The organism is Bacillus sp. J41TS8 (assembly GCF_018333035.1).
GTDB lineage: Bacteria > Bacillota > Bacilli > Bacillales > Bacillaceae > Bacillus > Bacillus paralicheniformis.
Map to the genome: position 1 here is coordinate 125,997 of NZ_BORF01000001.1, position 22,950 is coordinate 148,946.

Genomic DNA, 22,950 nt, shown 5'->3' on the forward strand with positions numbered 1-22,950 from the left:
TGAAAATCAACCAAAAATTTTTTAGATAATTTAATGTTAAATCCGCAAAAATTATCTGAAAATTTATTTCTCATTGTTAAATTCCTTATTAAACTCTCTTTGCTGTTCTTCTAATTTCTTTTTTAGAATTTTCTCTTTTTCCTTTGCTTCTTTCAGTTTTGTTTCCATCTCTCCTTTTTGTCTTTTCACTTCTTCAATTGAAATTTTTCTTTTCTGAATTTCAGTGTCGCTTTCTGCCTTTTCGGTTTCCGTCTGATATTTTTTATTGGCTTTTATTTTTGAAATTTCATCATTCAGTTGATCAATAATGCCATCCTGGATAGGAATGCTTTTTTCTAGATTTTCGATTTCAGTATGTTTTAATTGAAGCTCTTCTTTTATGCTGTCTTCAACATATTCTATTTGATTTTTCTTTTTCAAATTTTTATTTTCTTTTATCTTTCGATAATCTCCCCTCAAGACAACTTTTTTCTCTTCATCTTTCTGTTCTTGTTTGCCGACACTTAATTCGCCGCCCATTTTAGCACCTAAAGATTCTGTTTCTAAAGGAGAGGACTCAGCTTCCTCGCTTACAATTAATCCAACCTCCCTATAATCCGCAGGTACTCCTTTAATCTGAACAACATAGTTTTCATCCTGATGAAAAACCACATCAACTTTTAAAAAATCAACCTCTCCTTTTTCTTTAGCTTTAAATTTTAGTTTCGGCTCAAACACCTCTCCTCCAATCTCTTCCGTTTTTAATTGTACTTGCATTATTTTTTTTGCAGGGTTGTACTCCCATTTCTTTAAAATTAAATGCACATGGTCAAGACCGGGAATAGGTTGATCATACTCTGTTTGCAAAATTGGCTCATCATCAAACATAAAACTCTTTGATGATAAGAACAGGGTTAATAAAGCTAGAACAGTAATGAGCGACGCGTAATACAACTTATTCTCTTTACCTTTGGTTATTTTAAATGACAAAAATTTTCCCTCCTTTTGATTTAAGATTGTCCAGGCGGAAACGGCAGCAAATCACGCGGATTAAAAGATGTGCCTTTTTTATAATCATTTCCCCTTCTTGTTTCAAAGTGTAAATGACTGCCCTGTGAAGCACCTGTATTCCCTTGTGCCCCAATAGTTTGTCCCTTTTTAACTTTTTCGCCTGTTGAAACTGTTCGTTTACTTAAATGTGCATACCGGCTAAAAACTCCGTTTGGATGTTGTATCGTTATAACGTTTCCGTATGAATTAGAGAACCTAGAATCAATTACTATCCCATCTCCAATAGAAGAAACAGGAGCACCATCATAAGCAACTAAGTCTATTCCGGCATGTAGGGTTCCCCACCTCGAACCATATTCACTTGTTACAACGAAGTTGATACCCACAAAAGGAAATTGAAAATCACCTTTCATTGATGGGTCAACTGTGACATCGGAAATATAACGTTTAATATGAGGAACATACATGAAATCACCGTAACACGCCTTATTCTTTTGCTCGGGAAAGTGACACTTGTATATACCTTGGCTCTTCAATTTTTCATAAAACATGGCTGAATATTCAAAGGCAGTATCAAGAGAGTATAATTGATTGGTTTTATCCAACCAATTTAAATAATTGCTGCCGAAGTTGTATGTTTGTAAAAGCAAATCTATACTGAACGGAAAACCTTTACTTTCAATTTGCTTCTTAATTTCCACCCACCGCTTAACACCTTGTTCAACACTTTCTTCTACCGAATCAATCATACCGATTTTCCCATACTTTGATTCACTGGCTTGAAAAACATCAGGCGGATTCCCGCCGGATTCCTGCATTATTTGCGCTATCATGCAGTTCGTATAATCTTTAGTGAAGCCTTGCTTTTCTAATTCTTTTTCAACAATCCCTCGATACTTTTGAACTTTTTCGGGTACATTTATTAACTGTCCGCATGTTCCAATTCCATCTCCTGTACCACTTGACGAAGGGTTGTCAGAAAAAATGGTGAGGACTGCTCCACCGATTACAAGCAGAAAAAAAATAATAATGGCAGCAGGAATCCCTACAGTAAACAATATTTTTTTAGTAAGGATTCGAGCAATAACCCCTTTTAGAATTTCTTTCATTACAAACCACCTTCAAATAAGGTGATTTCTTCGTCAGACGCCTCCACTTGTAAAGTTAAATTTTTCAGTCCATTTATTGCTAGAACACATTCCCCTTGCGACAACAAAGGTATGGTCGTTAATTCGCTCTCGCTCAGTTGCCCCTGAAATATTTCTCTCAGTGTGTCCAAAGAGTTGGAATCTTGCTGCATAATAAATTTATATTGCGTGAGTTCAAACAAGACTTTAATTTTGCTCGCAACTTCATTACTTGAAGACTCCGGAACAAAGTCTCTAATAGATTGTGACGCAAAAATTAAACCGCCAAAATATTTGCGTGCTTCACGTGCAAACTCAGTTAAAAAGTTAACAGCTAACATATTTTCTGGATTAATAATAAGGTGCGCCTCATCAATAATCACAAGCAAGCGCTTTACAGCATCAAAATCAAAGCCATCTTGATATATTGCTTTTCTTTGAGGTTCGCCAATTTGAATCAAGTTATCCCAAATTAAATTGAGAGTATTGAACATTTGAGCGTTAAAAACCTCTTTCTCTAAGCTGCGGAGAGATTTAACCGAGAAAAACACAATTTGCTCATTTGTTACATCATCTATGGTTGTATGTCCGTTAAAAATATGACCAAAGCTTTCAACAATACCATCAATAACAAGTTCAATTTTTTCAAGCCTTTCAGCTCTTGTTGGTGACAATTCAGTTCTAATTATTCTATTGGCAACATCCGAGTAAAGAACGTTTTTAATGTAATCAAGCAAGTCTGAGAATATTGGATATTCATGGCTTGATAGAGTTGTTACACCGGTAGTTTGTATTTTTTCTAAGAAACCAAGTGACTCATAGAACTCCCTCAGTATCTTCTTAAATTCTTGTATATCTGAATCTGAAGACTGAGGGGATAAAAAACGATAAAATATTGCTACTTTTGAAAGGTGCTGTAGAAATGAGTGTTTTTCTAATTCCGCGAACGATCTTTTTTCCTTTCCGTCCATTGCAGATTTAATAATTTGTAAAGGATTTATATATCCATCACTTCCATCCAAAGCAATCATTTTCCCATTAAGAGCTTTTACCAAGGTTTCAAATTCGCCAGTGACATCAAAACCTCTAATAAAATTCTGCCGAAGTGCATTATCCAGCAATAACTTTTTCAAACCCGTACTTTTACCTGAACCCATTTGTCCAATAAAAACTGCATTATAGAATCTCCTTTTTTTATCTTTGTGAAATAAATCAAAGATAACATTGCCGCCAGTAAACGTGGTTCCTAGGTATGATCCCCGCGGGTCGTTAAGCTCCGAATAATGGAAAGGAAGGCCAGCCGCTAATGTTAACGCCGGCATCCCTTTTCCTTCACGTTTATTGATATATTCGGCTTGCTCTTGGTAAGAGCTGAACTTGGATCTCCATTCATACTCTTGTTCATTTAAAAAGACCGTTCCTTTAAAACTCTGTGCATCTAATTCTGTTAAAATGTCGGCAACCGCTTTTTCTAATTCCATTGCTGTTTTCGCATGAACATAAAAACGAAGATGAACTAATTTGATAACCTCACCCATCGTCGATATTTGCTGATATAATCTTTGTAAATCAGTATGAGTTTGCTCCGCATCCATTTTGGCCGCAGCGTGTTTTTCACTTCCCATTCGCATCCGTTGTTCCAAAAGCGACTTATTTATTGCTGCGACAGTTTCATCTCTTTTCATTGTTGATATGTCAACAACCGAAACAACATTTCTCATGGTGAATATTTTCTTTAACCATTTATCATTTACTCTTGCCGGATAGTCATAAACCTGAATACACGTTTCGTATCCGTCTCCTTTTTTGACAAACTTATCTTGAAACGAAATACCACCCTGTGGCTGTATCGCAGCCAAAAACTCTGGATCGTATTTCTTTTTCTTCTGCTTTTGTTCTTCCTGTTCAGCGGTTCTCTTCTTTGTTAAGTATGAAAACAATTTTCCTGATCTCAATTCCATCCTTACCAACTCCTATAATTTTGAATTTGGATTATTGAGCATAAACAACACCGATCTCTTCTTTTCATTTGATAATTTAATGAGCGGAAAAGAGCTTCTAAATTGATTAATAACCACCCTTCTCCGTTCACTTAGTGATTCTTGATCATCAGCGTAAATAAAAAGGAAGAACTCACGATTTGTGCGTTCTTCCTCTAAAAACTTTAATTCAAAAAGTTTTCTGTCTATGAATTTTAATAATGAAGGATTTTTAATTTTTTCCCGTTTTTTTTGCCAATATTCCTGCTGCACAGATGTATTTGCAGGAAAGTTAAGTGAGATTTCCTTAATGTCAGGTGAATAACTTCGCAAAAAACGAACATTTTGATACACCATAAACATGAGATCTTGTTCGTTCAAAGAATCAATGTCATTACTGCTAATTTGCAGAATATCCATCACTCCATTTTTTGTAACGATATGATCATCTTCAATTCTTAATAAATTGATGATTTGAGGGACACGACTGTAAACCTTTTTTTGTTTCCTTTTTTTATTAGTTTTTTTGCTTTCATCCGAACGAGATCTTTTTCTGTGTTTTTTTAATTTCTCAAAAACTGAGCCTCTAAAAAGTTTTGATTTTCCAACCCTATTCTCAGACGAAATATTGGGATTGACAATGGTTTTAATTTGATCGGCGCTTGAATTAGGCTGTTTTCCCTCATGCATTCTTTCTCACCTCGACTTCATTATCGCTGTATTTAATTTCATTTTCGACTTTGTGCCGATCTATAGGATGATAAACAGTTTTATTACTTTTTATAAGAAAAAGAAGCGTATGATAATTCTTCTTGCCTGGATTATGAGCTGAATTACAAACCAAAAAAATCAAAAATCCGAAACCTACTATATAATAGGGAATCGTGAACCAGGAATGGACAAATTCACTGGTTATGTTTAATAAAACAAGCGTTCCTACTCCAACAATCAAAAGGTCTTTGGCATATAAAGAAAACAATATTTTGACTGGAGACCTGACCTCTTTTGGTATATCATATTTCATTCATTTTCCCCTCTCAGTTTGTTGCTACTATTTCCATGCTCCTCTCTTTTTTCCACACCACTCAACGAGGAAGCAACTGGATTAACTGAACCTTCACTCGACTTAAAAGTTTGTTGTCCTACCGGACTACTGGAAGGTGTAGTCCTCTCAACTCCATTACTACCTTTAGCCGCCGCAGAAGGAGATGATCTAGATTGATTATTTTTTACTGCGGGTGTAGGTGTAACACTATACGAATTAGGAGCAGAAGTCATCGAATTGGTCGAGCCTCTATGTCCTACTGAAGAAGATGAAAATCCTCCTGATGAAATGGCACCGCTATTTCTATTCGCTTTTCCAACCGGATTAATGGATCTGAATTTTTTAAATACTGCATTGGTGGCGTTGTATGCACTGTTATAACCCATTGCGTGAGCATTTTTCATGTTTTGCATCCACCGCGACTGTCCAATAGGTGTATAGTTATGAGTTGGTGTAATATTCCCTGGTTTCAAAACAGTACCAGGGGCACCATACATAGAAGGGATTTGTTCATTTCTTTCAGGTGTTAAGCCGGGTATGTTATCTGTGTTTGGAATGCCCTCCGTTGGTTCAGGTATCGTCGAATTTTGATTTGTATCAAAACCGTTAGTCCCAGCTCCCTCAACTGGTTGTTGGGTGGATTGTTCACCTATAGGATTATGTCCTGATGTTCCATGCAATTTCTTCTCAGACTGTGCTTCCTGTCCTGTAGGAACATTATCTGAAACAGCACCTGCATTAAGTGGTATAGGAATATTTGGTGATGCCCCCTGTCCATCTGTCGAGTATACACCTGAAGCTTTTTTTGATACCAAAGAGGATCTGTTTCCTTTCTGTGCTGACCTCTTTTGACTTTTCCCGTTTGTTCCCGGAATCGAAGGTACTTTTTGTTTATTTCTCAAATTGCTGTTTTCTTTGGAATCACCAATTCCATTTTGCCCGCCTTTATTTCCATCATCATTTAAAGCGCCATTTTCGTTTTTACTGTCACTAGCTGCCTTATTCAATGATGGGACATTTTCTCTAACAGCATCTTTCATACCCTGAGCTGCACCGACTCCTTGAGCAACTTTATCTTTCACATAACCAGCTGCCCCAACTGCGCCTTTACCAAAACTTCCGGCCATTTTTGTTACAGCTGCCGCGGAAACAAGGGTTTTCCATCCACTGCCTAAACCAGCATCAATGCCCAAAACTCTTTCTACCAGATTAGGAGAATCAATAAGGGCCCATGATCCCGCCAATAAAGCTAACATCGAACCCCAGCCGGCCCATCCGAAGTCTTTTGCACCTACCCATCCCGTATAGAGCGTATAGATTTTTAACAGTAGGCACATAATAAAAAGTACAGCATAGCTTGAAAAAATCTCATTGATAACTTTTTTGAGTCTTTGTCCTCCACTTATATCTGTTGCAGCAATGAGTGTCCCAAATATACCGTGAAATCCTAGGTCAAAAATGATCCTTCCGACTTTTACTATTGTAACGATTAGCGCGACAACAGTTACCAGTAAAGAAACTAAAACAACGGCCCAATTTAGATCCCAACGATAATACTCTTGCTTACCTACTCCAAACCAACCATCATCTAACTTTTTCATTTCTATTTTGTTGTCATCGTTTACAACTAATTGATTATTTAAAGCTTCTTTCGCTTCACCTTTTACCCCGTCAAGGTTAACCACTTCTGTAAAATGTATATATTTTATGTTATCAGCAGAAATGTTGTTATATCTTTGTTCATCAGGCAGTTTTTTTACTTCAAATCCTTGTCTTACATAATAGTTCACATCAGCCAAGTTATTTTTCACAATCTTTTGTCCAGCTGTTTCTGCTCCTGCATGGTCTAAATCATTTATTGCATTTGTACTTATTTTATTGAGGAGATCCATCATTGTTGGACCACCAACAATAAATAAAACAGCTATTAAACCATTGAGAACAACATTATGGCGTTTTTCAATTTTGTTGAACATTAATTGAAAACCGATTAGAATGACCGTGAGACCCATTAAGCTCCATATTAATGGGGCCATTTCATTACGAAGATCTTTTAATGGTCCATATTGAAAAAAATCTGTACTTGTTAAGATCGACATCGTTACTTTTTCTACTATAGAATTCACAAATAGCAAACCATTTAATAACCATTCGCCTACTTGCCTAAAAATTGATGATATTACATTAGTGACATGAAGCATATCACCAAACTTTTCAAGAATGTCTTGTGCAGACAACCATCATTCCCCCTTTCCTACAGCCGTACGGACACATCATTCAATGTTTTTTGCATTTGTTTTATGTTGATTAATACAACAATGTAAAAAACACTGAGAATAATTAATGAGCCGAATTGCATTGATAAAAATTGTTCATACAGGTTTCGAGTTGTTACAAAAAGAATCAAAGGCATTGAGATAACCAAACCAAGCAGCATATAAACTTGGATAGCACTATTTTTCTTTTTCCTATACAAGTCATCTCTCTTGGAAATTTCAAAGTTCATACTTTTAACCACTGTTTTAAACATGTCTCTTGCATTTCCGCCTTTTTCGTACTTTATATTTAAGATTTGGTGAAATTGATTTAAGGCAGGAAAATTATACTTTTCAAAATGCGTAGTATCTAACCTTGCTTCATCCTTCAGAATGTCGATCGTTTTTTGAATATCGGCATGGATAATCGGATCAACTGATTGTTTCGTCTCCTCAAGGCTATAAAGAATATTTTTTCCGGACTGTAAAAAAAACGTCAAATTGGTTGCATATTTCAGCAACTCATTTAGACGCTTTTGGTTCTGCCTTAACTTTTTTGTTTCTACGAATAGCACAAAGAACAGCACTACCGATCCTATTATTCCAAGGGTGCAGCTCAGTACGGTATTCTGAGTAACAATATATAAATAGCACACATTAATTAACATCAACAGAGAGATGAGTGATGTAATACCCCAACCACTAAATAACAACTTAGCTTCCTTCCAAACTGATGTCTTTTTATTCACTTGTTCTCTTCCTCCAATCAAGATTTCCATAAGCATAGAAAGATGAAAATCAAAAAAGCAGAGGATGATATACCCCTGCTTATTTCCTAACCCTTTATAAATTTGTTCTCTATTATCTAAAGTGCTTTCTCCTCCTCCATCTGTTGATTTTCAGGAAAAAGACACCTTAAAAACAAAGGGATCATTGCCATTATCACTAACACAACACCACACCACCACAAAACAGAACCCTTTTGATTTGCCAATGGCGCTATGAAAAGTCCGAACAATGTATAAAAAAGAAAAACTATCCCTGAATTATCTTGATTTCTAAAAAAACTAGCAACCTTTTTAATTGATATCATTCTAACCAAAACGGAAGTCACTCCTTATTTACTTGATACTATCATATTAACACCGTTTTTTTATAAATCCCTATCAGGATAATCTCAAAATTCTTTCCTGAAAATCGCATAATAGTTGCATTTTTAATAAAAAACATCTGGAAGCAAGTGAAGTAATTCATATTCTGCCAGATGCCTTTTACTCTGTTCAGACAGTGAATTATATTCTGTTTTTTTTACATACTCCTTACTCGCTTCATCAAACACTGTGTATTGTCTATATAGATATGAATATTGCGTACCGCTCTCATCAAATCCAGTAAATTCTACTAACTCTTTGGGAAACCTAATCATGTGACCATCTTCATTTTGAAGCTCCATATGAATACCAAACCTTATTATGTCTACAAGTTGCTTCCCAATTAGAACATCATTAGTATATGCATAAGGTGGTGATTGCCTTACTAATGGAATAAAACGAGAAGGAATCGCAGCAGCTCCTTTCGAGTGAAGAGTTGTAACAATAGAATGATTTGTTTTAGCTGCGTCTAAAATATCGCCGGCTCCATCTCCCCTAGTTTCGCTAATGATAAGCCAATCAGGATCGTTTCTCAAACCAGTTGCAATTAAATCACTAAAAGTGACCTTTTTATCTCTTGATTCATCAGTTAATGTACGCCAGCTTTTAATATGCTTGTGTGGATAAAGTGCTTTAATATGGCTATCTCTTGTATCTTCAATCCAACAGATATTATCATCATCGGGTATGTGCCCCACCAACAATTTTTGCAGTTCTGTTTTTCCAGAACCGGTTGCGCCCGATATGATCAGATTGCTTCTGGATCGCATTATAAGTTTTAACAACACCGCAACATTTTCATCTGTAAGCTCTTCTAAACTCGAAATAGCCAGTTTTGGGCGGCTAACTCTTAAAGAAAATGTCATTCCAAATTCATCAGACACAACCTCATGAACAGCATTTACCCGAAACATACCTATTTCAGTATCTAAAATTGCTTCACTATCATTAAACTGTTTTTCTTGGATATCAGCAATTTTTCTTATTAATGCCCTTGCTTCTGACGCATCCGGCTGCCTATTTGCTGGGAAAGATCCCCTTTGATTATGCTTTAACCTTAGTTCAGTTCCATCCCAGGAAATGTCCGTAATTCCCTCATCGTCTAAGAATGGTTTAAGAAAACTTTCGTTTATAATCCGTTCAATCTGAGCTTGTTTTTGAGACTTTTTATCTTCCAATTATTTTCACTCCTTTTAAAAATTTAATGAACCCTGTATTTGAGACATATAGTAAACAAAAAGAGCTACAGCAAAAGAGAGTACAAATAAAACTGAAAGGACAACCGGAGGAACAGAGTATTTATCCATTTCCCGCACCTTTCTTTCAATTAGTTCGTTTGTTTTGTTTTCTTGCAATCTTTCTATAAATTGTTCTAATTGCTGAAGCGCATCTTTTTGTATACCGAATTCACTGAATTCGTGAATCATGCTCATAACCATACTTGCTTCACTATTCCCGATCGAATTTGCAAATTCAATATAATGACGTCTGTCATTATCCCTTTCAATATTGGTAATCAGCTTTTGTAATTCAGCTTTAAGTGGTTCCTTAACATACGGAACAGTTGCCTTTAGTGTTGAATAAACATTCCCTGACACCCCCAACAAACAGATAAAACATCTTAAAAACTCAGGGAATAAATAGGTCTTTAATAAATCGTCTTTCTTCTTCCGAGCAACCAGGTTTATATAAGCAAACTTATTCGCGGCTAATAGAACCACAGGCAAAGCCAAAAAGATCAAGAATTGCTTTAGGAAAATGACAATCATGCTATAAATAAAGAAAACAAGAAAAGTAATGAGCCATTTATTAATCTCATAACTTTTTCTTGTTTTCCCGAAATAATTTAGATATAGATTCAGGTGCTTCTCTTTTAATATCTCAATGATCAATCTAAAATCCCCCTTTCAAAGTTCAACCTAAGGTACCTAACTTAAAGAGCATTTAATATAGCTCTTCTTCACCACTTGCTATTGCGGCCCAACGATCACTTTCGTCTTCTTCGATTTGTTCTTTTCTTTTAGCGTAATGTCTCCACTTTTCCAAGTCTGATACAGGGAGCGTACCTGTTAGTTCATCGATCATTAAATTCACATGTTTGGCCGAAAGTGGTGCTTCAAAAACAATAAAAGAGAAGAACTGTTGAGCTGTGAATTCTTCAAAGTGACTATCAACGATTTGTAAACACCTTTCCACATTATTATCTTGAACAATGCCAAGGTTTTTGCGAATAATTTGTTTAAATTCAATAACTGTCTGTTTACCAACTAAATCAATAAGTTTCTTATAACAATCTTGGTCGGCAGTAAATACGATCTCAGATAGATCAATATTTTGATGATCTGAAACAATAGGTAAGTTCAAAACCGATTTGCTGTTATCAAAATCATCACTCAAATATTCATACCTGGCTTTAGCTGCTGTCTTGCCTCTGTTAAAAATAGGTTTGGGTACAATTTTATTAAATTTATTGTCCTGACGTTTATTGGCCCTGACGACTATACTTTCTCCTTCTTTCAACTTCATTAATTCATCAGGCATTAATAACGCGCGCTCTCGCACACTTTCACTGGAGCTTTTGTCCATTGAATATAACTTTCCACTTCTTGATACATCCTCAATTGTTTTAGTCCCAATTAAGGCAGAATAATGTTCTGCTGTTGATTTATCCATCGTCAAGATATAAATTTGATTGGAACAGTTTCCGATAATCGTATCAGCTTCATCACCATAAAGCGTATTTACTTGAGAGTATGCCTGAACAATTAAGTTAAATCTAAAACCTTTACCTGCCCCTACTGTTATCATTCCTGCCATTCCTTCAATAGCCGGCATATTACCAAACTCATCAAGGAGCACCCAACACTTACGCTTCATTTTTCCACTTTTGTTCATTGTGGCCTTTTCAGCATTTACACGATAAGCTTGACTTACAAAAATAGAAGCCAAGACATGATTGGATTTATCATAGTCAGGTGTCACCATAAAGACAGCTACCGGCTTATCTCCAAAACCAATATCGGTCAAATCAAGTGAGTTATATGACGTTAGCTTGGCATTTGGAGTTAAAGTGAAAATCTGAAGTTTATCCATTGCCGTCGAGAAAATACTTGCACGCGTGTTTCCAGCTGCGAAATTACTTGTTGCATACATCATACGAGCAGGATCGTTTGGATCTCTTTGTCTAAAAAATAAATCTAAAGCATTTTCTCCGGTTTCTTCGTTGTTGTCGCTGCCTTTTGTGGAAAGAAAATTTGCAACTGAATACATGTTGATTCTTTCTTCTTTTCCAAGCTTAATTGAATCAGCAGTTATGGCTAAGATGATCGCAGTTACAAGTGACTTAGCTGAGTTATTCCAAAATGGGTCTTTTGCATTAGGGTCATGGTATAAAGAAAAGGCGACACTATTGGCGTATTGTTGAGCCAAGGAAGTGTCACCTTTTTTATAAGCGTCTATCACTAATTGCAATGGGTTAAACCCCATTGATTTTTTTTGCTGCATTAAATTAAAGATGTAAATCTCATATCCTCTTTTTTTCAAGGTTGCATAGCTCGCCGCCGCCAACTCACCTTTTGGATCATTAACAATCATACTGTCCTTTTCTTCTGCCCTTGTGATAACATCCAACATCGGAAAAACGTACCTTTCCCCTTTACCTGATCGAGAAATACCTAAAACCATTGTGTGAACAGGTCCAGTGTCCAAAAGAAGTTCGTATTTACCGTTTTTTCCTTGTATTGCAGAAACAATAACCCCACTGCCGCCTTTGTAATCTTTTTTGCTACCTGGAATAACTTTATATTGTTTCCTTAAATTCTTCTCATCCTCAAATTCACTCGTTCCAAGTTGACCACGATTCAATTCAGAAAAATTCACTTTAATGTTAATCCAAAATCTAATTAATCCATAAACAACAATACAATAAAAACCTATATAAAAAGGGTATAGTGCTGCTTGAAAATGAAAGAAATTTCCCCATGATAAATCGAATGATGGTTCCATATTTCCATTAGCAAATTGTCTTACGGCCTTTAATACTTCTTGTAGAAATGCTAGTACAAAGTTGCTTATAAAAAACGAAATAAAAAGGACCCCAAAACTAATTGCTAATAAAACATGTGTTTTTGCTAACTTAGTTAAAATTTTGTTTTGTTCGGCATCCAAAAATATGAGCTCCTTTCTTTATCGCTTTAATATCGTTACATAATTTGATGTATCAAAAATTTGCTCCCCATAAACACCGTTATATTTGTATTTATAGCGGATTTCAACTGTCCTTCCAACGGGTTGTTTTCCAGAAACCTTATTTCCTTTTTCATCATAAAATGATAATGTAAATCCTTTTTTATTCAAATTATCCGCGACATTCTTGATTCGGTCTGTTATCCCTCCCTCATATTCAACCATCTGCTGCACTTCAGTCGTTACTTTCAGGAAAGCATTTTGTTGTATAGATTGGATTCCCATAGACAGCAAAAACGGGAGAAAGAATGCAACAAACAGCAGCATAGAGAAAAGAAATCCTTTAAATTCAGACATTTCATCACTCCCCTCACGTTCGGTCTAAATCTTCGATACTATTCAGCGACAGTCTTTGCTCAGCTTGTGATTCAATTTCATTTTTTCCGTTTAGTAATTCAACCTTAAATTGAACACTGTCTATATGTTTACTCTCCTCAGTCGGGACACCTTTTTTATCTAAAAAGACATATTGAATCCGGATATTTCTCCCGTGATTCTTTTGAACTTTAATGACTTTTAAAACAACATTTGAAATGACTTCTTTCGGATCAAGTTCTATTTGCTGGCTTTCTCTTAATTCTCCAATTACAGACGTTGATAGTAATGTCTCTACTTCACGAATCGTTCTTGTGTTTCCATTTTGATTAATTCCATAATAAGCAGCAGTAAATATAATGCAGCCAACTAGAATACCACCAAAAATCCACTTAACATAATTTATCAATGCATTCCCTCCTTTGTTACCGTTCTATATTTCTTCCAATACTGCAATTCCTCTCTTTTGGCTTGATTAAAGATTTTTCATAATCTCTAATGCTTCCTAAAAGGTGGTTGTTGAATTCTTTGGTGGCTGCAATAACTTTGTTTTTAGTTTCGGTTTCCCTTGGATAAAAAATAAGAGGATCTTTATCATTCGGAAGTGAATCAACTTCCACATTTTTAATGACTAAATCATCAATTTGAAAATCAATTCTTTTTGTGAATTTCCCTTCCCTATGATATTTCAATATGTTAATCGGCTTTTGTATGGAATTATCATTTTCTTTTAAACGAATATCTGTAAAGTCCTTATTAAAAGGTGCCTTGGAAGAAATGGACTTTAAGATACTCTCTGTTTTTTCACCAAAAAAAAGAGCCCTCTCTTCAGAAAGGCTTTCATTAGGATAGTTAATTTTCTGCTCATTCATATCAACAGACAATCCTCGAATGTTTAATCCCTCATAAGTTATACTTAGTGAAACAATATCGTTTTTTTGATCGCGATATAAACGATTAATTACGAAATCACTATTTTGATTTTTCAAATCAAACTCCTTATCATTCAACATCCCATGTTTCGCTTTTTGATAGGCTTTTATAAACTCATTGCGATCTCTCAATAAATACTCATTTGCATCTTTCACATCTTCAATATCCGGAGTGAAATGTATATAAGTAAGCTTTTCTTCTTCTAATGCAGCAGCAATATTTTTTCTGGATTCCTCTCCGGCTTTATCTTTGTCTGTTGAAATAATAAAAATTTTATCTTTCAGCTCATTCTTGTGAGCTTTTATATCTTCAATCACTCGCCTCCACTTCCTAGCACCTGTCATGGAATATAGGCCAATCTCCGGATCAATTTCCCTAAAAGACATGCCATCAATTATAGCTTCAGTGATGACAACATACTTAGATCCCTGAGGTATATCTTTAAAAAAATCTTTAGCCTTTGGATTAGGGTTAACTTGCAACTGAACCTCTTTTTTAGATATGTGAGGGTCAATGGTCGATCGCATAATCACTCTGTCTACCAACCCATCATCGCCGTAGATCGGAAAAACAATATTCCTTTTTATCATTTCTGGCATTTCAGCATAATTGACTTTCTCATTTTTTTCTTGATACAATTTTTTGGAATAAAACAGATTAGGGGCACTTTGAAACATATTCTTTACTATTTTTTCGGACTTTAAATCGAGAACAAATGGCTCAGTTGTTTTCCGGCTTAACCCTCGGTAGTTATCAAGTGTTTCATTTTCAGTATTATATTGAATATGCTTAAATAGACGACTTATATAAACAAGTTCTTTTTTTTGTTCCGGGGTTAATGTGCCATCTTCAGATTCGTATTTACTTCTCCATTCTTTAACCTTTTTATTTTCCTCGTATTCGAAGACAACAGACACACCACAATTATTTTCGCGATTGCATTGCAAAAAATTTGGATTATTTTTATATATGAAAGCTTCTCTTTTATTGCATTCAGGACAGGTGCATAAAAAATAACGCCCTCGATCTTGAGCGTTAACCATATCCAATGCTTCTTCAACGTTTGCATATTTTAAGGTAAGCATTTTTTTCACCACCTAAAAGCGCTTCTCTATTCGAGCTGCCCCTTCGCAGAATCGTCTTTCTTCTTCGGTAAGATCACCTTTTTTTAATTCTTCACGAAAGAAGCCTACCAGGATACTTTCAATAATTCCGGTTTCCACAAATTCTTCATTAATTGTTAGCCCTTCAAACTGTAATTCGATCCATTTCCTTTCGAATTCTTTTTTCAAATTAAGATTTGTGTTCCAAGATTTAAAGAAATCATTTTCCGCCTTCACTTCGAATAAATAATCCTGAAAAGACTGATAAAGTTGATTATTGGACATCAACACATCTAGTCTTGCACGGCTAATTGAAAAATAGTTAGCCGATACAAAACGAACAAATTGAGAAAAATGGTGTTCATTACTAAACCATTTTTCTTTATTAAGTTGCGTTTCTTCATAGGTTCCTTTTAAGAGATCATTGAAATCCACAACACACTCGTATGAATCTAAGATAGAAAAAACAATGTCTTCTAACTGAGAAAAGAAGCCGTTGGCTATTTTGGCGTACACTTCCTGAAAAAGAGCCTGTGTTTGTTTTAATGAAAATAAAAAGTCTACCTTCTTTTCAAATACGTCACGGATTAAGTAAGCAAAAGCTCTAAATTCCTCATTAAGAAAAGCTTCTCGTTCATTTTGAACATAATTTTTCAGCTTTCTGACCTGTTCCTCTGCCACTTCTTTTGTCCATTGATCCGTTGAAGTAAATGCTTTTACAATATGCTCTTCAATCTGATCCGCCTTTTTGTTTTTATTAATTGCAATAATTGAATCGAGTAAATACTCACCATCCATATAAAACCCAAACCTTTTTTCTGCTTCTCTTCCTTCATTTTTCAAGCGTTTCTCCAGTAAATTAATTGCTTTTTCGGCTTCAGAAAAAAAATAACTTTTTGATTCATCTATTTCTCGAAAACGTTCTCCTTCAGTAGAAAATTTTATGACCAGCTCTCTCATGCTCTATCCACATCCTCCATTGAAGTGTTTTCTAAAAGCCAATCTCTAAAGGCCAAATAACAATATTCACCCTTTTTAAGGTTTTGTTCACTTTGGAATTCACGAACATAAATTTCTTTTAATGAATGTAATGATTCGTCATCAGCAAAATTTTCCGGCAAATTTTTCAATTCATTGTTCACATAATGATTGACTGCATTTTTAAGATCATTTCTTTCTAACGAGGGGAATTTAACTTTATTTTTCACACTCAACACATAATCCTCAAATTCCTTTGTTCTGTCGCCCCATTCTGGATATCGAAATGTTCCATACCCATTTTCATCTACCAATAATTCAAAGGAGCGTACGCCATTTTCTTCTCCAATCAAAAAGGTCCTTCGTTTTTCCTTTATATTTTTTTTAAATTCATGAAAATCTTTTGTTTTACATAGGTGAAACTCAAAAGTCTGTAATTCTCCATTCTGTTTAATTCGATTGATTTCGATTAATCCAACATCCAATGCATCATGTCCATAAAAGTTGATGATTAAACCACTTTTCAAAATCTCCACCTCCAGCACTTTTTCAATAACGATCATGTACACTTTTACTTTTCATAAAAGGGGAATTAAAGATTAATCCGGGGGGGCATATCCCTCGATCTCATAACAAATATCACCATCTTTGTTGTATAAGTTTTTTAAAGAGGGCTCTTGTTTTTCTGACTTTACCTCAAGCAGCTGCCCAGAATTAATAATTTGTTCAATCTTTGCCAACGCTGCTGCTTTACTATGTGTTGTCCTTGCAACAAAATTCTTTTTCAAAGTAATTCCTCCAAATTAAATAGCATTTTTTTATAAAGGAGCTTGTATTATCATTAAAAGTTATCCGACTATAAATAAAAGGAGGCCTTTTCAAGCCTCCTTTCTAATATCCAACAACCTGACCCGAGAACCAGTTCACGATGGAAATCGCTAAATATACGATTGCAAAACCGATTAAAACATTAAGCATCCAACTTGTACATGAGGATTTTTTTTGCTCATCTTTAAAACACATGTACATTATGCCAATGATGACCAAGATCAAACCAGCTACGACAGGTGCAACAGGTTTAATTGTCGTTGTAACGTTCTTTATTGTTGTGATGACATTATTCATTCACTTATTCACTCCTTTTAATCATTTCTGCTCATCAACCAGTTGCCCGATTGAATCTATATTGTTTAAAACAACAGAATTAACTAGATTAGTATGCTGTTCATGCAACCAATCATAGTAATCAATACCGCGGGCTTTTAAAATGGATTTTGCTCCATTTTCAAACTCTTTAAAGTTTGCAGGCCGAGAACTTTTTTTGGTTTTCTTTTTTGGCTTTGATACTGTTTGAGGTTCTTGTTGGCCTCTATTTTGAATATCCACTTTCCTCACCCCCTTTAAGCATCTAAAAAAGAACCTATTCTCATTGGAATAGGTTCTTATTTACCGAATTTGATAATCTTTTGAAGTTTTTCAAATATACTCGCATGATCCGTTTCCCGGATTCCAAAAAGCAAATCTGTCGATCTCCCTCTTGTGACTTGATTAAGTTTCTTCTGATCATCGGCAGTAATTGTCACGCTGTGAGGGTATTTTTCAATTGGAATTGTTGAATCACGCTGTTCAATAACATATGCATCGTCCACAACGCTTCCCATAAGATAACGATCGTATTCAAACCTTTGTCCAAACAAAAGAGTCACATCATTTAAACCCATCTTTTGCAGCAAAATCATGTTTTCATAGGTCTTTTTGGGTTTCAAAGGTGAATCAGATTCAATCGGTATATAGTAACGCTGCAACGCTTTTCTTGATCCATATAAACCATCACTTTCTTTAGCGTTGGTTTTTAAAAAGCTGTCACCGAATGGCTCTCCAGCTTGTTTTTGATAATATTGATTTGCTTCTGAAAGTAATTTTTTATTAAATTGACTACTTGAAGGAATTGATGTGCCTTTCATTTGGGATTGCTGCAAATATTGAGTGTATGGAATAGCCTGAACGATTCCGGTATACTTCCCAACAAAAAAGTAGTCAGTTGCAAAGGTAAGATCATACACTCTTTCATTACCGTGTAATCCTTGATCCGTTAGCTTTTCCCACTGAAGGGGAAAAGCATAATTCGAATACGCATAAGGTGTTTCGTTGCGGTAAATTGATTGTAGGCTTTTATCAACATCAACGGCATAGTAATAGCCGTTCGAACCATTCCCCCGATTGAAATTAAATGAAGACTTCTTGTGTGAATCGGAAGGCAGCTCTACGCTATATTCGATTGTTCCAGGCGAAATATTAATCCATGATTGAGTCTTTAATGAAGTGTAATCATCGGACTCAGAAGCTCTGGATTGCTGGAATTTTTCATAATATGTTTTATCGAAAGTCAGCTCATTTTTCGTTTTATCCATATTAATTTCCTTTTTCTTACCAACAATCAGATCCTCATTTCCAGAGATCTTTTCAAGCTGCTTGGCGCCTGAAACTTCGAATGTTTTACCGTAACTCGGATTAACCAAAAGACTCATTTTATCCCCAAAAACCTGCTTTGCATTAAAGATTTTCTTATATGAATTTTCCCAAACAGGCGTCGTGTCTTTATATGTCCATTCAAAGCAGTCGCTCCCCTGTTGATCAGAGCAGGAATAATTAAGTTTATAATGATTGGTGTACTCATATGAGTAATTAAAATGCACATTTTTTCCCTTAACGCTTTCTGAGTCTAAAAGCAGAGCCATTGGCTTATCGCTCTTTTCATTAAAAACACCCGTCGACATTACTTCGTTGTTAATATTTCGTACTGCATAATGTTTGCCGACTATTTCAAATTGATTTTCAGTATATACCTTACTTGGTTGATCAGGATCAACTCTCCTTAGTTCCCATAAAAAATAGCCCTTTGCCATACCAGGTGTGGACCCTTCAAGCTCTTTAATTACACTCGGGTCAGGCAAAGAAGCTTTATATTTGAAAACAAAAGAAAGGTTCTTTTCCGGTGCTCTCCCTTCGAACTTTTGATTTAAGGGAGACGCAACATATGGATTTTTGTTTTGGTCCTTAAATGTGCCTTTTCCTTCAGCAGAATAAGAATAAGATGATCCTACTTTCAGCTTTTCATTATCTGTCCGCAAAACGTCATTAGTATTTGCGTCAACATGTTTAATGGTGACATTTATACTGCATGTTTGATTAACATTTACTGTAGATCCATCAGGACACTTTTTTTGATTGATTTGATATGACAATTCAGCATTTTCCCCGCCGAACTTCCAGTATGCACTTGATGCCCATTTTGTTTGCCCGCCATCATGCGGACTCTTAACCCCGTACCAAACCACAGTATTTTTCTCGTTTTGTGTTTTTCGTTGGTAACTCCTACCTTTTTCGAAATACTTTCCTCCTGAGTAACCCGTTTCTCTTGCATAATTACGCCGTGCTACTCCATCATTCATCATAATGAGCTTACCGGAGTTCAAACCGCTGCTTAATGAAATTTTCCCTAAACCAAAGTTTAATCCTTCAAAGTCAAAAGGCACTTTCAAATAATCCCATTTCACATTGTTCTCGACTTTTTTGATAATCTTCAATACATAAGTATCATTTGTTGTGTTTTCATGAAAAAGTTCATTTAAAGGAATATGAGCAACAAAACCAACATTTTTGTAGTACATATTACAAACTTCATTTGATTTGTTGTAAGTTGAATTGCTGCACGGATTGAAAATAGGGCCAGTTGCAGATTTCCTGTTATATTCCAAGTCCTTTGAAGCATCTAAGCTGTTTTGTTCAGCCAAATACGTATAAGTTTTACCGTTTTTCTCGTTTACCAGTTGGATATACGTTGCTTGATTATTAGCGTCATGATGATGATACCCAACCAATGCACTCCAGCCGGCAAATTCTAAATATGGTTGCTTTCCTTTCCCATAATCCCGATTTTCGATTTTCCATTTTGCCTTCCCATCGACACCACTATATACGTCATAAACGATCTTATTTCCGCTGGTCCACCCAGCCTCCCTACTTCCTTGTGATCCGGTTGAAACCTTTCCAGTAAGATGCGGGGAATATCCTTTTCCTTGAGCTACCGAAGGATTTAGAACAAAATAAAGGAGGCAACTCAAGAAAGCAAGAAGAAGCATCTTCATCGGTTTCATTGTCAGTATCTTCACATCCTTTATTTCAAGCAATTTCATCGGTTATTTCCCTACGGAAGAGATTCCGCTAAAAATACCCGATACCATATCGCTCATACCTTTACCGATCTGTGTAAACAACGGTTGAATCCATCCAGTCGCAAACCCAATACCTAGACTAAACAAGAAAAGTGCAATTATCCCTAACGTGATTGCTGCTTTGTATTCTGACACTTTTTCATTCCTCCATTAATTAATATGCTTTATTTTCCCGCAGAAGAGATCCCGCTAAAAATACCCGATACCATATCGCTCATACCTTTACCGATCTGTGTAAACAACGGTTGAATCCATCCAGTCGCAAACCCGATACCTAGACTAAACAAAAAAAGCGCAATTATCCCTAGTGTGATTGCTGCTTTGTATTCTGACAAAACTCTGCACCTCCTTTCATTGAAAAATAAAAGAACTGACCATAGGCCAGTTCTTTTATGTGGAAATCGTTTTAAACAGTGAAGGATTGCCCTAATATTTTAAGTTTTTTATACCGCCTCTACACGCAGCAGAAGCAAGTCGTATACTTTATCGCTTTTGGGGCTTAACCTTACTATGCAAGCTAACTCATTATTTCCACAATATCATCTTAACACCTTAAAAACGTACTTCCCTATCATCATCCTCGCAAAAAAATAACATCAAAATTGCATGATACTTGCATTTCCAAAAATCAAATTAAAGTTAGCTGCCTCCGCTTTTTTTCTGTTTGTCACTTCTTAACTTTTTCTTATCATATACAGTCCCTTAGAAGATCCAAATCAGATCATGAATTTCCTTTAATCCTCCTGGGGTTAATGCTTTCAAGACGAAATATTCACAGAAAACAATATAGATACAGACAATCAATAAAATAATTCCTTTTACATATGAACGTAACCACTTGATGGTCATTGGATATATCTCCTTTCCTTAAAGATAGCTGCCCTCGCTTTTTTTCTCCTTATCCAGATAGTCCATTTGATTGAGCTTTTTTAAATCCCTTCTCTCTCATATGACGTTATACGCCTTTCACTGCGAGTGAAAACAGAAAAACGAAAAAGGCTACAATAAAGGAATAAATAAAAATTACTTTTAAAAATCCTATCACTACGGCATATGTCTTCTTCCAAGATCGGCCAAACCCAAAATAGGCGATTATTAGAAGTGGAACAATATAGATCAACAGGACAAAAAGAAAACTTATCACTATTACTCACCTATCTTATTCAATTAATTATGGCGTCCAGAAAACTCGGAATTTTCAAACCCTATATTCATATGCGTTTCAATACTTTCGCGAATGTTTGTATGGTTTCAGCCATTTTTTATGTAATGCCTCGCCACAAAGTAAAAGATTAAACTAACAGTGAGAAAAACAATATACGGGTCATAAAAAATATTAATAAAATCTTTCAAATGTATACCTCCTTATTAATCCCCTTCTCTCCAAATTTAAAAGAAGGGGACATTACTTCTCCCCTTACAATATTTCAATACTCTTTTTCAAAAGAAACTCTTTACAATGTCTTTCCATTTCTTCAATTTTCCCCAGCACATTTGATCTTTTGGTTGATCCGCCTTTCATATACTCTTTGTATCCTGTAGGAATCTCACCTTTACCTTTTAATGACTTGCTGAAATCTTCAAGCCATGCCGCGAAGATCGTGCTGTCTATACCTTCTTTTATGAACAATTGTGCAGTCATCATAACAATTGGAAAATGTGTTTTATTTAAAATGTTCTTTGCTTTTTTTATCTCGGTAGAGTTAATAAAGTCCAAAGTGGATTTTAAGTTTTTGATAAGATTTTCTTTATTTTCAACATCTTGATTAAAAGTGAAGGAATATATGCCGATTTCCTTTGCAGAAAAATCTCTGAATTCATAATTGTTATCAAGCAGCATCATGGATTGTAGCAAAGCTGTCTCGTTATCTGAGTTTTTTAATTGTGTATCAGAAAAGTGAAAAACATTATTCATGGTAGGATGATTTCTCAAATCAGCAAAAATATTCGCCCATTTCACTCCCATTTTTGCTTTTGACTTTTGTTGGTTGGTTAAGCCCTTACCACTATTCAACTTATAGAATAGTCTCAAAATTTCTCGTTCAGTACCTTCCACTTTATATAACGTAAGCATTCTGCTTTTGATTTTGTCTTGGACCGCGGGATGCTGATCTTTAAAGAATTTCCCTTCGATATTGTACTCTTCATCATTTATGTAAACCCACGCATCTTCTTTATCCATCTCATCAGAAGTAGCCCATTTATTGTCAAGATAAGAAAATATGGTCGTCAACCTTTGCAGTCCATCAATAATGTCATAAATTTTCACGTTACTTTTATCTTTTTTAAAAAAGCTACCATCAGATTTTTTGTTTGCATCATGAAATGTTGAATAAAGAGCTGGCACAGGATAATCATCCGCTAAAGAATTAATAAATCCTTCTCCCTCTTTCTGTTTCCATTGACCTGGAGGACGCTGGATAGGATAGTCAAGATTAATCTTTTCATTGTCGTATAAAGCTTTAAATTGACCTACTGACCAGCTAATTGTTGAAGTCTCCATAATAAACATAGCTCCTTTAAGATTAATTTTTTCATAACACCCACTAATCAATAATCTGATTAGTGGGCGTGAGTAAAAATCAATCTATCTT

At 35.4% G+C, this 22,950-nt stretch carries 23 protein-coding genes; all 23 read right to left on the bottom strand.

Annotated features, from left to right (window positions below; translation table 11 throughout):
* Positions 1-63 precede the first annotated feature (63 nt).
* Positions 64-969: a hypothetical protein gene (locus KI350_RS00735; RefSeq protein WP_095235661.1), complete on the bottom strand. Its 906-nt coding sequence runs from the start codon at positions 967-969 to the stop codon at positions 64-66.
* 20 nt (positions 970-989) lie between these two features.
* The gene (locus KI350_RS22885) at positions 990-2,099 is read right to left on the bottom strand and encodes a lysozyme family protein (protein ID WP_083460669.1); all 1,110 of its coding nucleotides are present in this window, start codon (positions 2,097-2,099) and stop codon (positions 990-992) included.
* On the bottom strand, positions 2,099-4,078 hold the full coding sequence (locus KI350_RS00745; RefSeq protein ID WP_054287382.1) for a VirB4 family type IV secretion system protein: 1,980 nt from the start codon (positions 4,076-4,078) through the stop codon (positions 2,099-2,101). The genes KI350_RS22885 and KI350_RS00745 overlap by 1 nt, the downstream gene beginning before the upstream one ends.
* Before the next feature lie 12 nt (positions 4,079-4,090).
* Positions 4,091-4,786, bottom strand: a complete 696-nt coding sequence (locus KI350_RS00750) for a hypothetical protein (protein WP_095235660.1) — start codon at positions 4,784-4,786, stop codon at positions 4,091-4,093.
* Positions 4,779-5,120: a DUF5592 family protein gene (locus tag KI350_RS00755; protein ID WP_083460658.1), complete on the bottom strand. Its 342-nt coding sequence runs from the start codon at positions 5,118-5,120 to the stop codon at positions 4,779-4,781. The genes KI350_RS00750 and KI350_RS00755 overlap by 8 nt, the downstream gene beginning before the upstream one ends.
* The gene (locus tag KI350_RS00760; protein ID WP_212930414.1) at positions 5,117-7,378 is read right to left on the bottom strand and encodes a pLS20_p028 family conjugation system transmembrane protein; all 2,262 of its coding nucleotides are present in this window, start codon (positions 7,376-7,378) and stop codon (positions 5,117-5,119) included. The genes KI350_RS00755 and KI350_RS00760 overlap by 4 nt, the downstream gene beginning before the upstream one ends.
* A gap of 17 nt (positions 7,379-7,395) precedes the next feature.
* Positions 7,396-8,145, bottom strand: a complete 750-nt coding sequence (locus tag KI350_RS00765; RefSeq protein WP_083460659.1) for a hypothetical protein — start codon at positions 8,143-8,145, stop codon at positions 7,396-7,398.
* A gap of 116 nt (positions 8,146-8,261) precedes the next feature.
* The gene (locus KI350_RS00770) at positions 8,262-8,498 is read right to left on the bottom strand and encodes a hypothetical protein (RefSeq protein ID WP_095235658.1); all 237 of its coding nucleotides are present in this window, start codon (positions 8,496-8,498) and stop codon (positions 8,262-8,264) included.
* Positions 8,499-8,612: 114 nt separating this feature from the next.
* The gene (locus KI350_RS00775; protein ID WP_083460657.1) at positions 8,613-9,725 is read right to left on the bottom strand and encodes an ATPase, T2SS/T4P/T4SS family; all 1,113 of its coding nucleotides are present in this window, start codon (positions 9,723-9,725) and stop codon (positions 8,613-8,615) included.
* Positions 9,726-9,740: 15 nt separating this feature from the next.
* Entirely contained in the window at positions 9,741-10,439 is a 699-nt protein-coding gene (locus KI350_RS00780) for a flagellar assembly protein FlaJ (RefSeq protein ID WP_095235657.1), read from the bottom strand.
* A 52-nt stretch (positions 10,440-10,491) separates the two neighbouring features.
* Positions 10,492-12,714 carry a VirD4-like conjugal transfer protein, CD1115 family gene (locus KI350_RS00785; RefSeq protein WP_095345980.1) on the bottom strand — a complete coding sequence of 741 codons (2,223 nt, stop codon included), beginning with the start codon at positions 12,712-12,714 and terminating at the stop codon, positions 10,492-10,494.
* Between the two features lie 18 nt (positions 12,715-12,732).
* Entirely contained in the window at positions 12,733-13,089 is a 357-nt protein-coding gene (locus tag KI350_RS00790; protein WP_083460665.1) for a hypothetical protein, read from the bottom strand.
* Between the two features lie 13 nt (positions 13,090-13,102).
* On the bottom strand, positions 13,103-13,516 hold the full coding sequence (locus tag KI350_RS00795) for a hypothetical protein (protein ID WP_212930415.1): 414 nt from the start codon (positions 13,514-13,516) through the stop codon (positions 13,103-13,105).
* A gap of 16 nt (positions 13,517-13,532) precedes the next feature.
* A complete protein-coding gene (locus tag KI350_RS00800; protein WP_212930416.1) occupies positions 13,533-15,125 on the bottom strand; it encodes a toprim domain-containing protein in 1,593 nt (530 codons plus the stop codon).
* Positions 15,126-15,137: 12 nt separating this feature from the next.
* Positions 15,138-16,103, bottom strand: coding sequence for a hypothetical protein (locus KI350_RS00805; RefSeq protein ID WP_212930417.1), 966 nt, complete (start codon positions 16,101-16,103; stop codon positions 15,138-15,140).
* The gene (locus KI350_RS00810) at positions 16,100-16,648 is read right to left on the bottom strand and encodes a hypothetical protein (RefSeq protein ID WP_098407844.1); all 549 of its coding nucleotides are present in this window, start codon (positions 16,646-16,648) and stop codon (positions 16,100-16,102) included. Before KI350_RS00810 ends, KI350_RS00805 begins: the two co-directional genes overlap by 4 nt.
* A gap of 72 nt (positions 16,649-16,720) precedes the next feature.
* On the bottom strand, positions 16,721-16,909 hold the full coding sequence (locus KI350_RS00815) for a hypothetical protein (RefSeq protein WP_095345984.1): 189 nt from the start codon (positions 16,907-16,909) through the stop codon (positions 16,721-16,723).
* 103 nt (positions 16,910-17,012) lie between these two features.
* Positions 17,013-17,246 carry a pilin gene (locus KI350_RS00820; protein WP_003186634.1) on the bottom strand — a complete coding sequence of 78 codons (234 nt, stop codon included), beginning with the start codon at positions 17,244-17,246 and terminating at the stop codon, positions 17,013-17,015.
* Positions 17,247-17,267: 21 nt separating this feature from the next.
* Positions 17,268-17,507 (bottom strand): hypothetical protein, encoded by a 240-nt coding sequence (locus KI350_RS00825; protein WP_003186632.1) that lies wholly within the window; start codon positions 17,505-17,507, stop codon positions 17,268-17,270.
* A gap of 56 nt (positions 17,508-17,563) precedes the next feature.
* Positions 17,564-20,317 carry a hypothetical protein gene (locus tag KI350_RS00830; RefSeq protein ID WP_095345986.1) on the bottom strand — a complete coding sequence of 918 codons (2,754 nt, stop codon included), beginning with the start codon at positions 20,315-20,317 and terminating at the stop codon, positions 17,564-17,566.
* A gap of 3 nt (positions 20,318-20,320) precedes the next feature.
* Positions 20,321-20,491 carry a hypothetical protein gene (locus tag KI350_RS00835; protein ID WP_176523203.1) on the bottom strand — a complete coding sequence of 57 codons (171 nt, stop codon included), beginning with the start codon at positions 20,489-20,491 and terminating at the stop codon, positions 20,321-20,323.
* Between the two features lie 29 nt (positions 20,492-20,520).
* The gene (locus tag KI350_RS00840; RefSeq protein WP_164971866.1) at positions 20,521-20,691 is read right to left on the bottom strand and encodes a hypothetical protein; all 171 of its coding nucleotides are present in this window, start codon (positions 20,689-20,691) and stop codon (positions 20,521-20,523) included.
* A 1,082-nt stretch (positions 20,692-21,773) separates the two neighbouring features.
* The gene (locus tag KI350_RS00845) at positions 21,774-22,859 is read right to left on the bottom strand and encodes a DUF262 domain-containing protein (protein ID WP_176523204.1); all 1,086 of its coding nucleotides are present in this window, start codon (positions 22,857-22,859) and stop codon (positions 21,774-21,776) included.
* Positions 22,860-22,950: the final 91 nt, after the last annotated feature.

Excerpts from the sequence above, each read along its gene's own strand:
- KI350_RS22885 (WP_083460669.1), bottom strand. The coding sequence starts at position 2,099 with ATGAAAGAAATTCTAAAAGGGGTTATTGCTCGAATCCTTACTAAAAAA.
- KI350_RS00745 (WP_054287382.1), bottom strand. The coding sequence starts at position 4,078 with ATGGAATTGAGATCAGGAAAATTGTTTTCATACTTAACAAAGAAGAGA.
- KI350_RS00750 (WP_095235660.1), bottom strand. The coding sequence starts at position 4,786 with ATGCATGAGGGAAAACAGCCTAATTCAAGCGCCGATCAAATTAAAACC.
- KI350_RS00755 (WP_083460658.1), bottom strand. The coding sequence starts at position 5,120 with ATGAAATATGATATACCAAAAGAGGTCAGGTCTCCAGTCAAAATATTG.
- KI350_RS00790 (WP_083460665.1), bottom strand. The coding sequence starts at position 13,089 with ATGTCTGAATTTAAAGGATTTCTTTTCTCTATGCTGCTGTTTGTTGCA.
- KI350_RS00800 (WP_212930416.1), bottom strand. The coding sequence starts at position 15,125 with ATGCTTACCTTAAAATATGCAAACGTTGAAGAAGCATTGGATATGGTT.
- KI350_RS00805 (WP_212930417.1), bottom strand. The coding sequence starts at position 16,103 with ATGAGAGAGCTGGTCATAAAATTTTCTACTGAAGGAGAACGTTTTCGA.
- KI350_RS00820 (WP_003186634.1), bottom strand. The coding sequence starts at position 17,246 with ATGAATAATGTCATCACAACAATAAAGAACGTTACAACGACAATTAAA.
- KI350_RS00830 (WP_095345986.1), bottom strand. The coding sequence starts at position 20,317 with ATGAAATTGCTTGAAATAAAGGATGTGAAGATACTGACAATGAAACCG.
- KI350_RS00845 (WP_176523204.1), bottom strand. The coding sequence starts at position 22,859 with ATGGAGACTTCAACAATTAGCTGGTCAGTAGGTCAATTTAAAGCTTTA.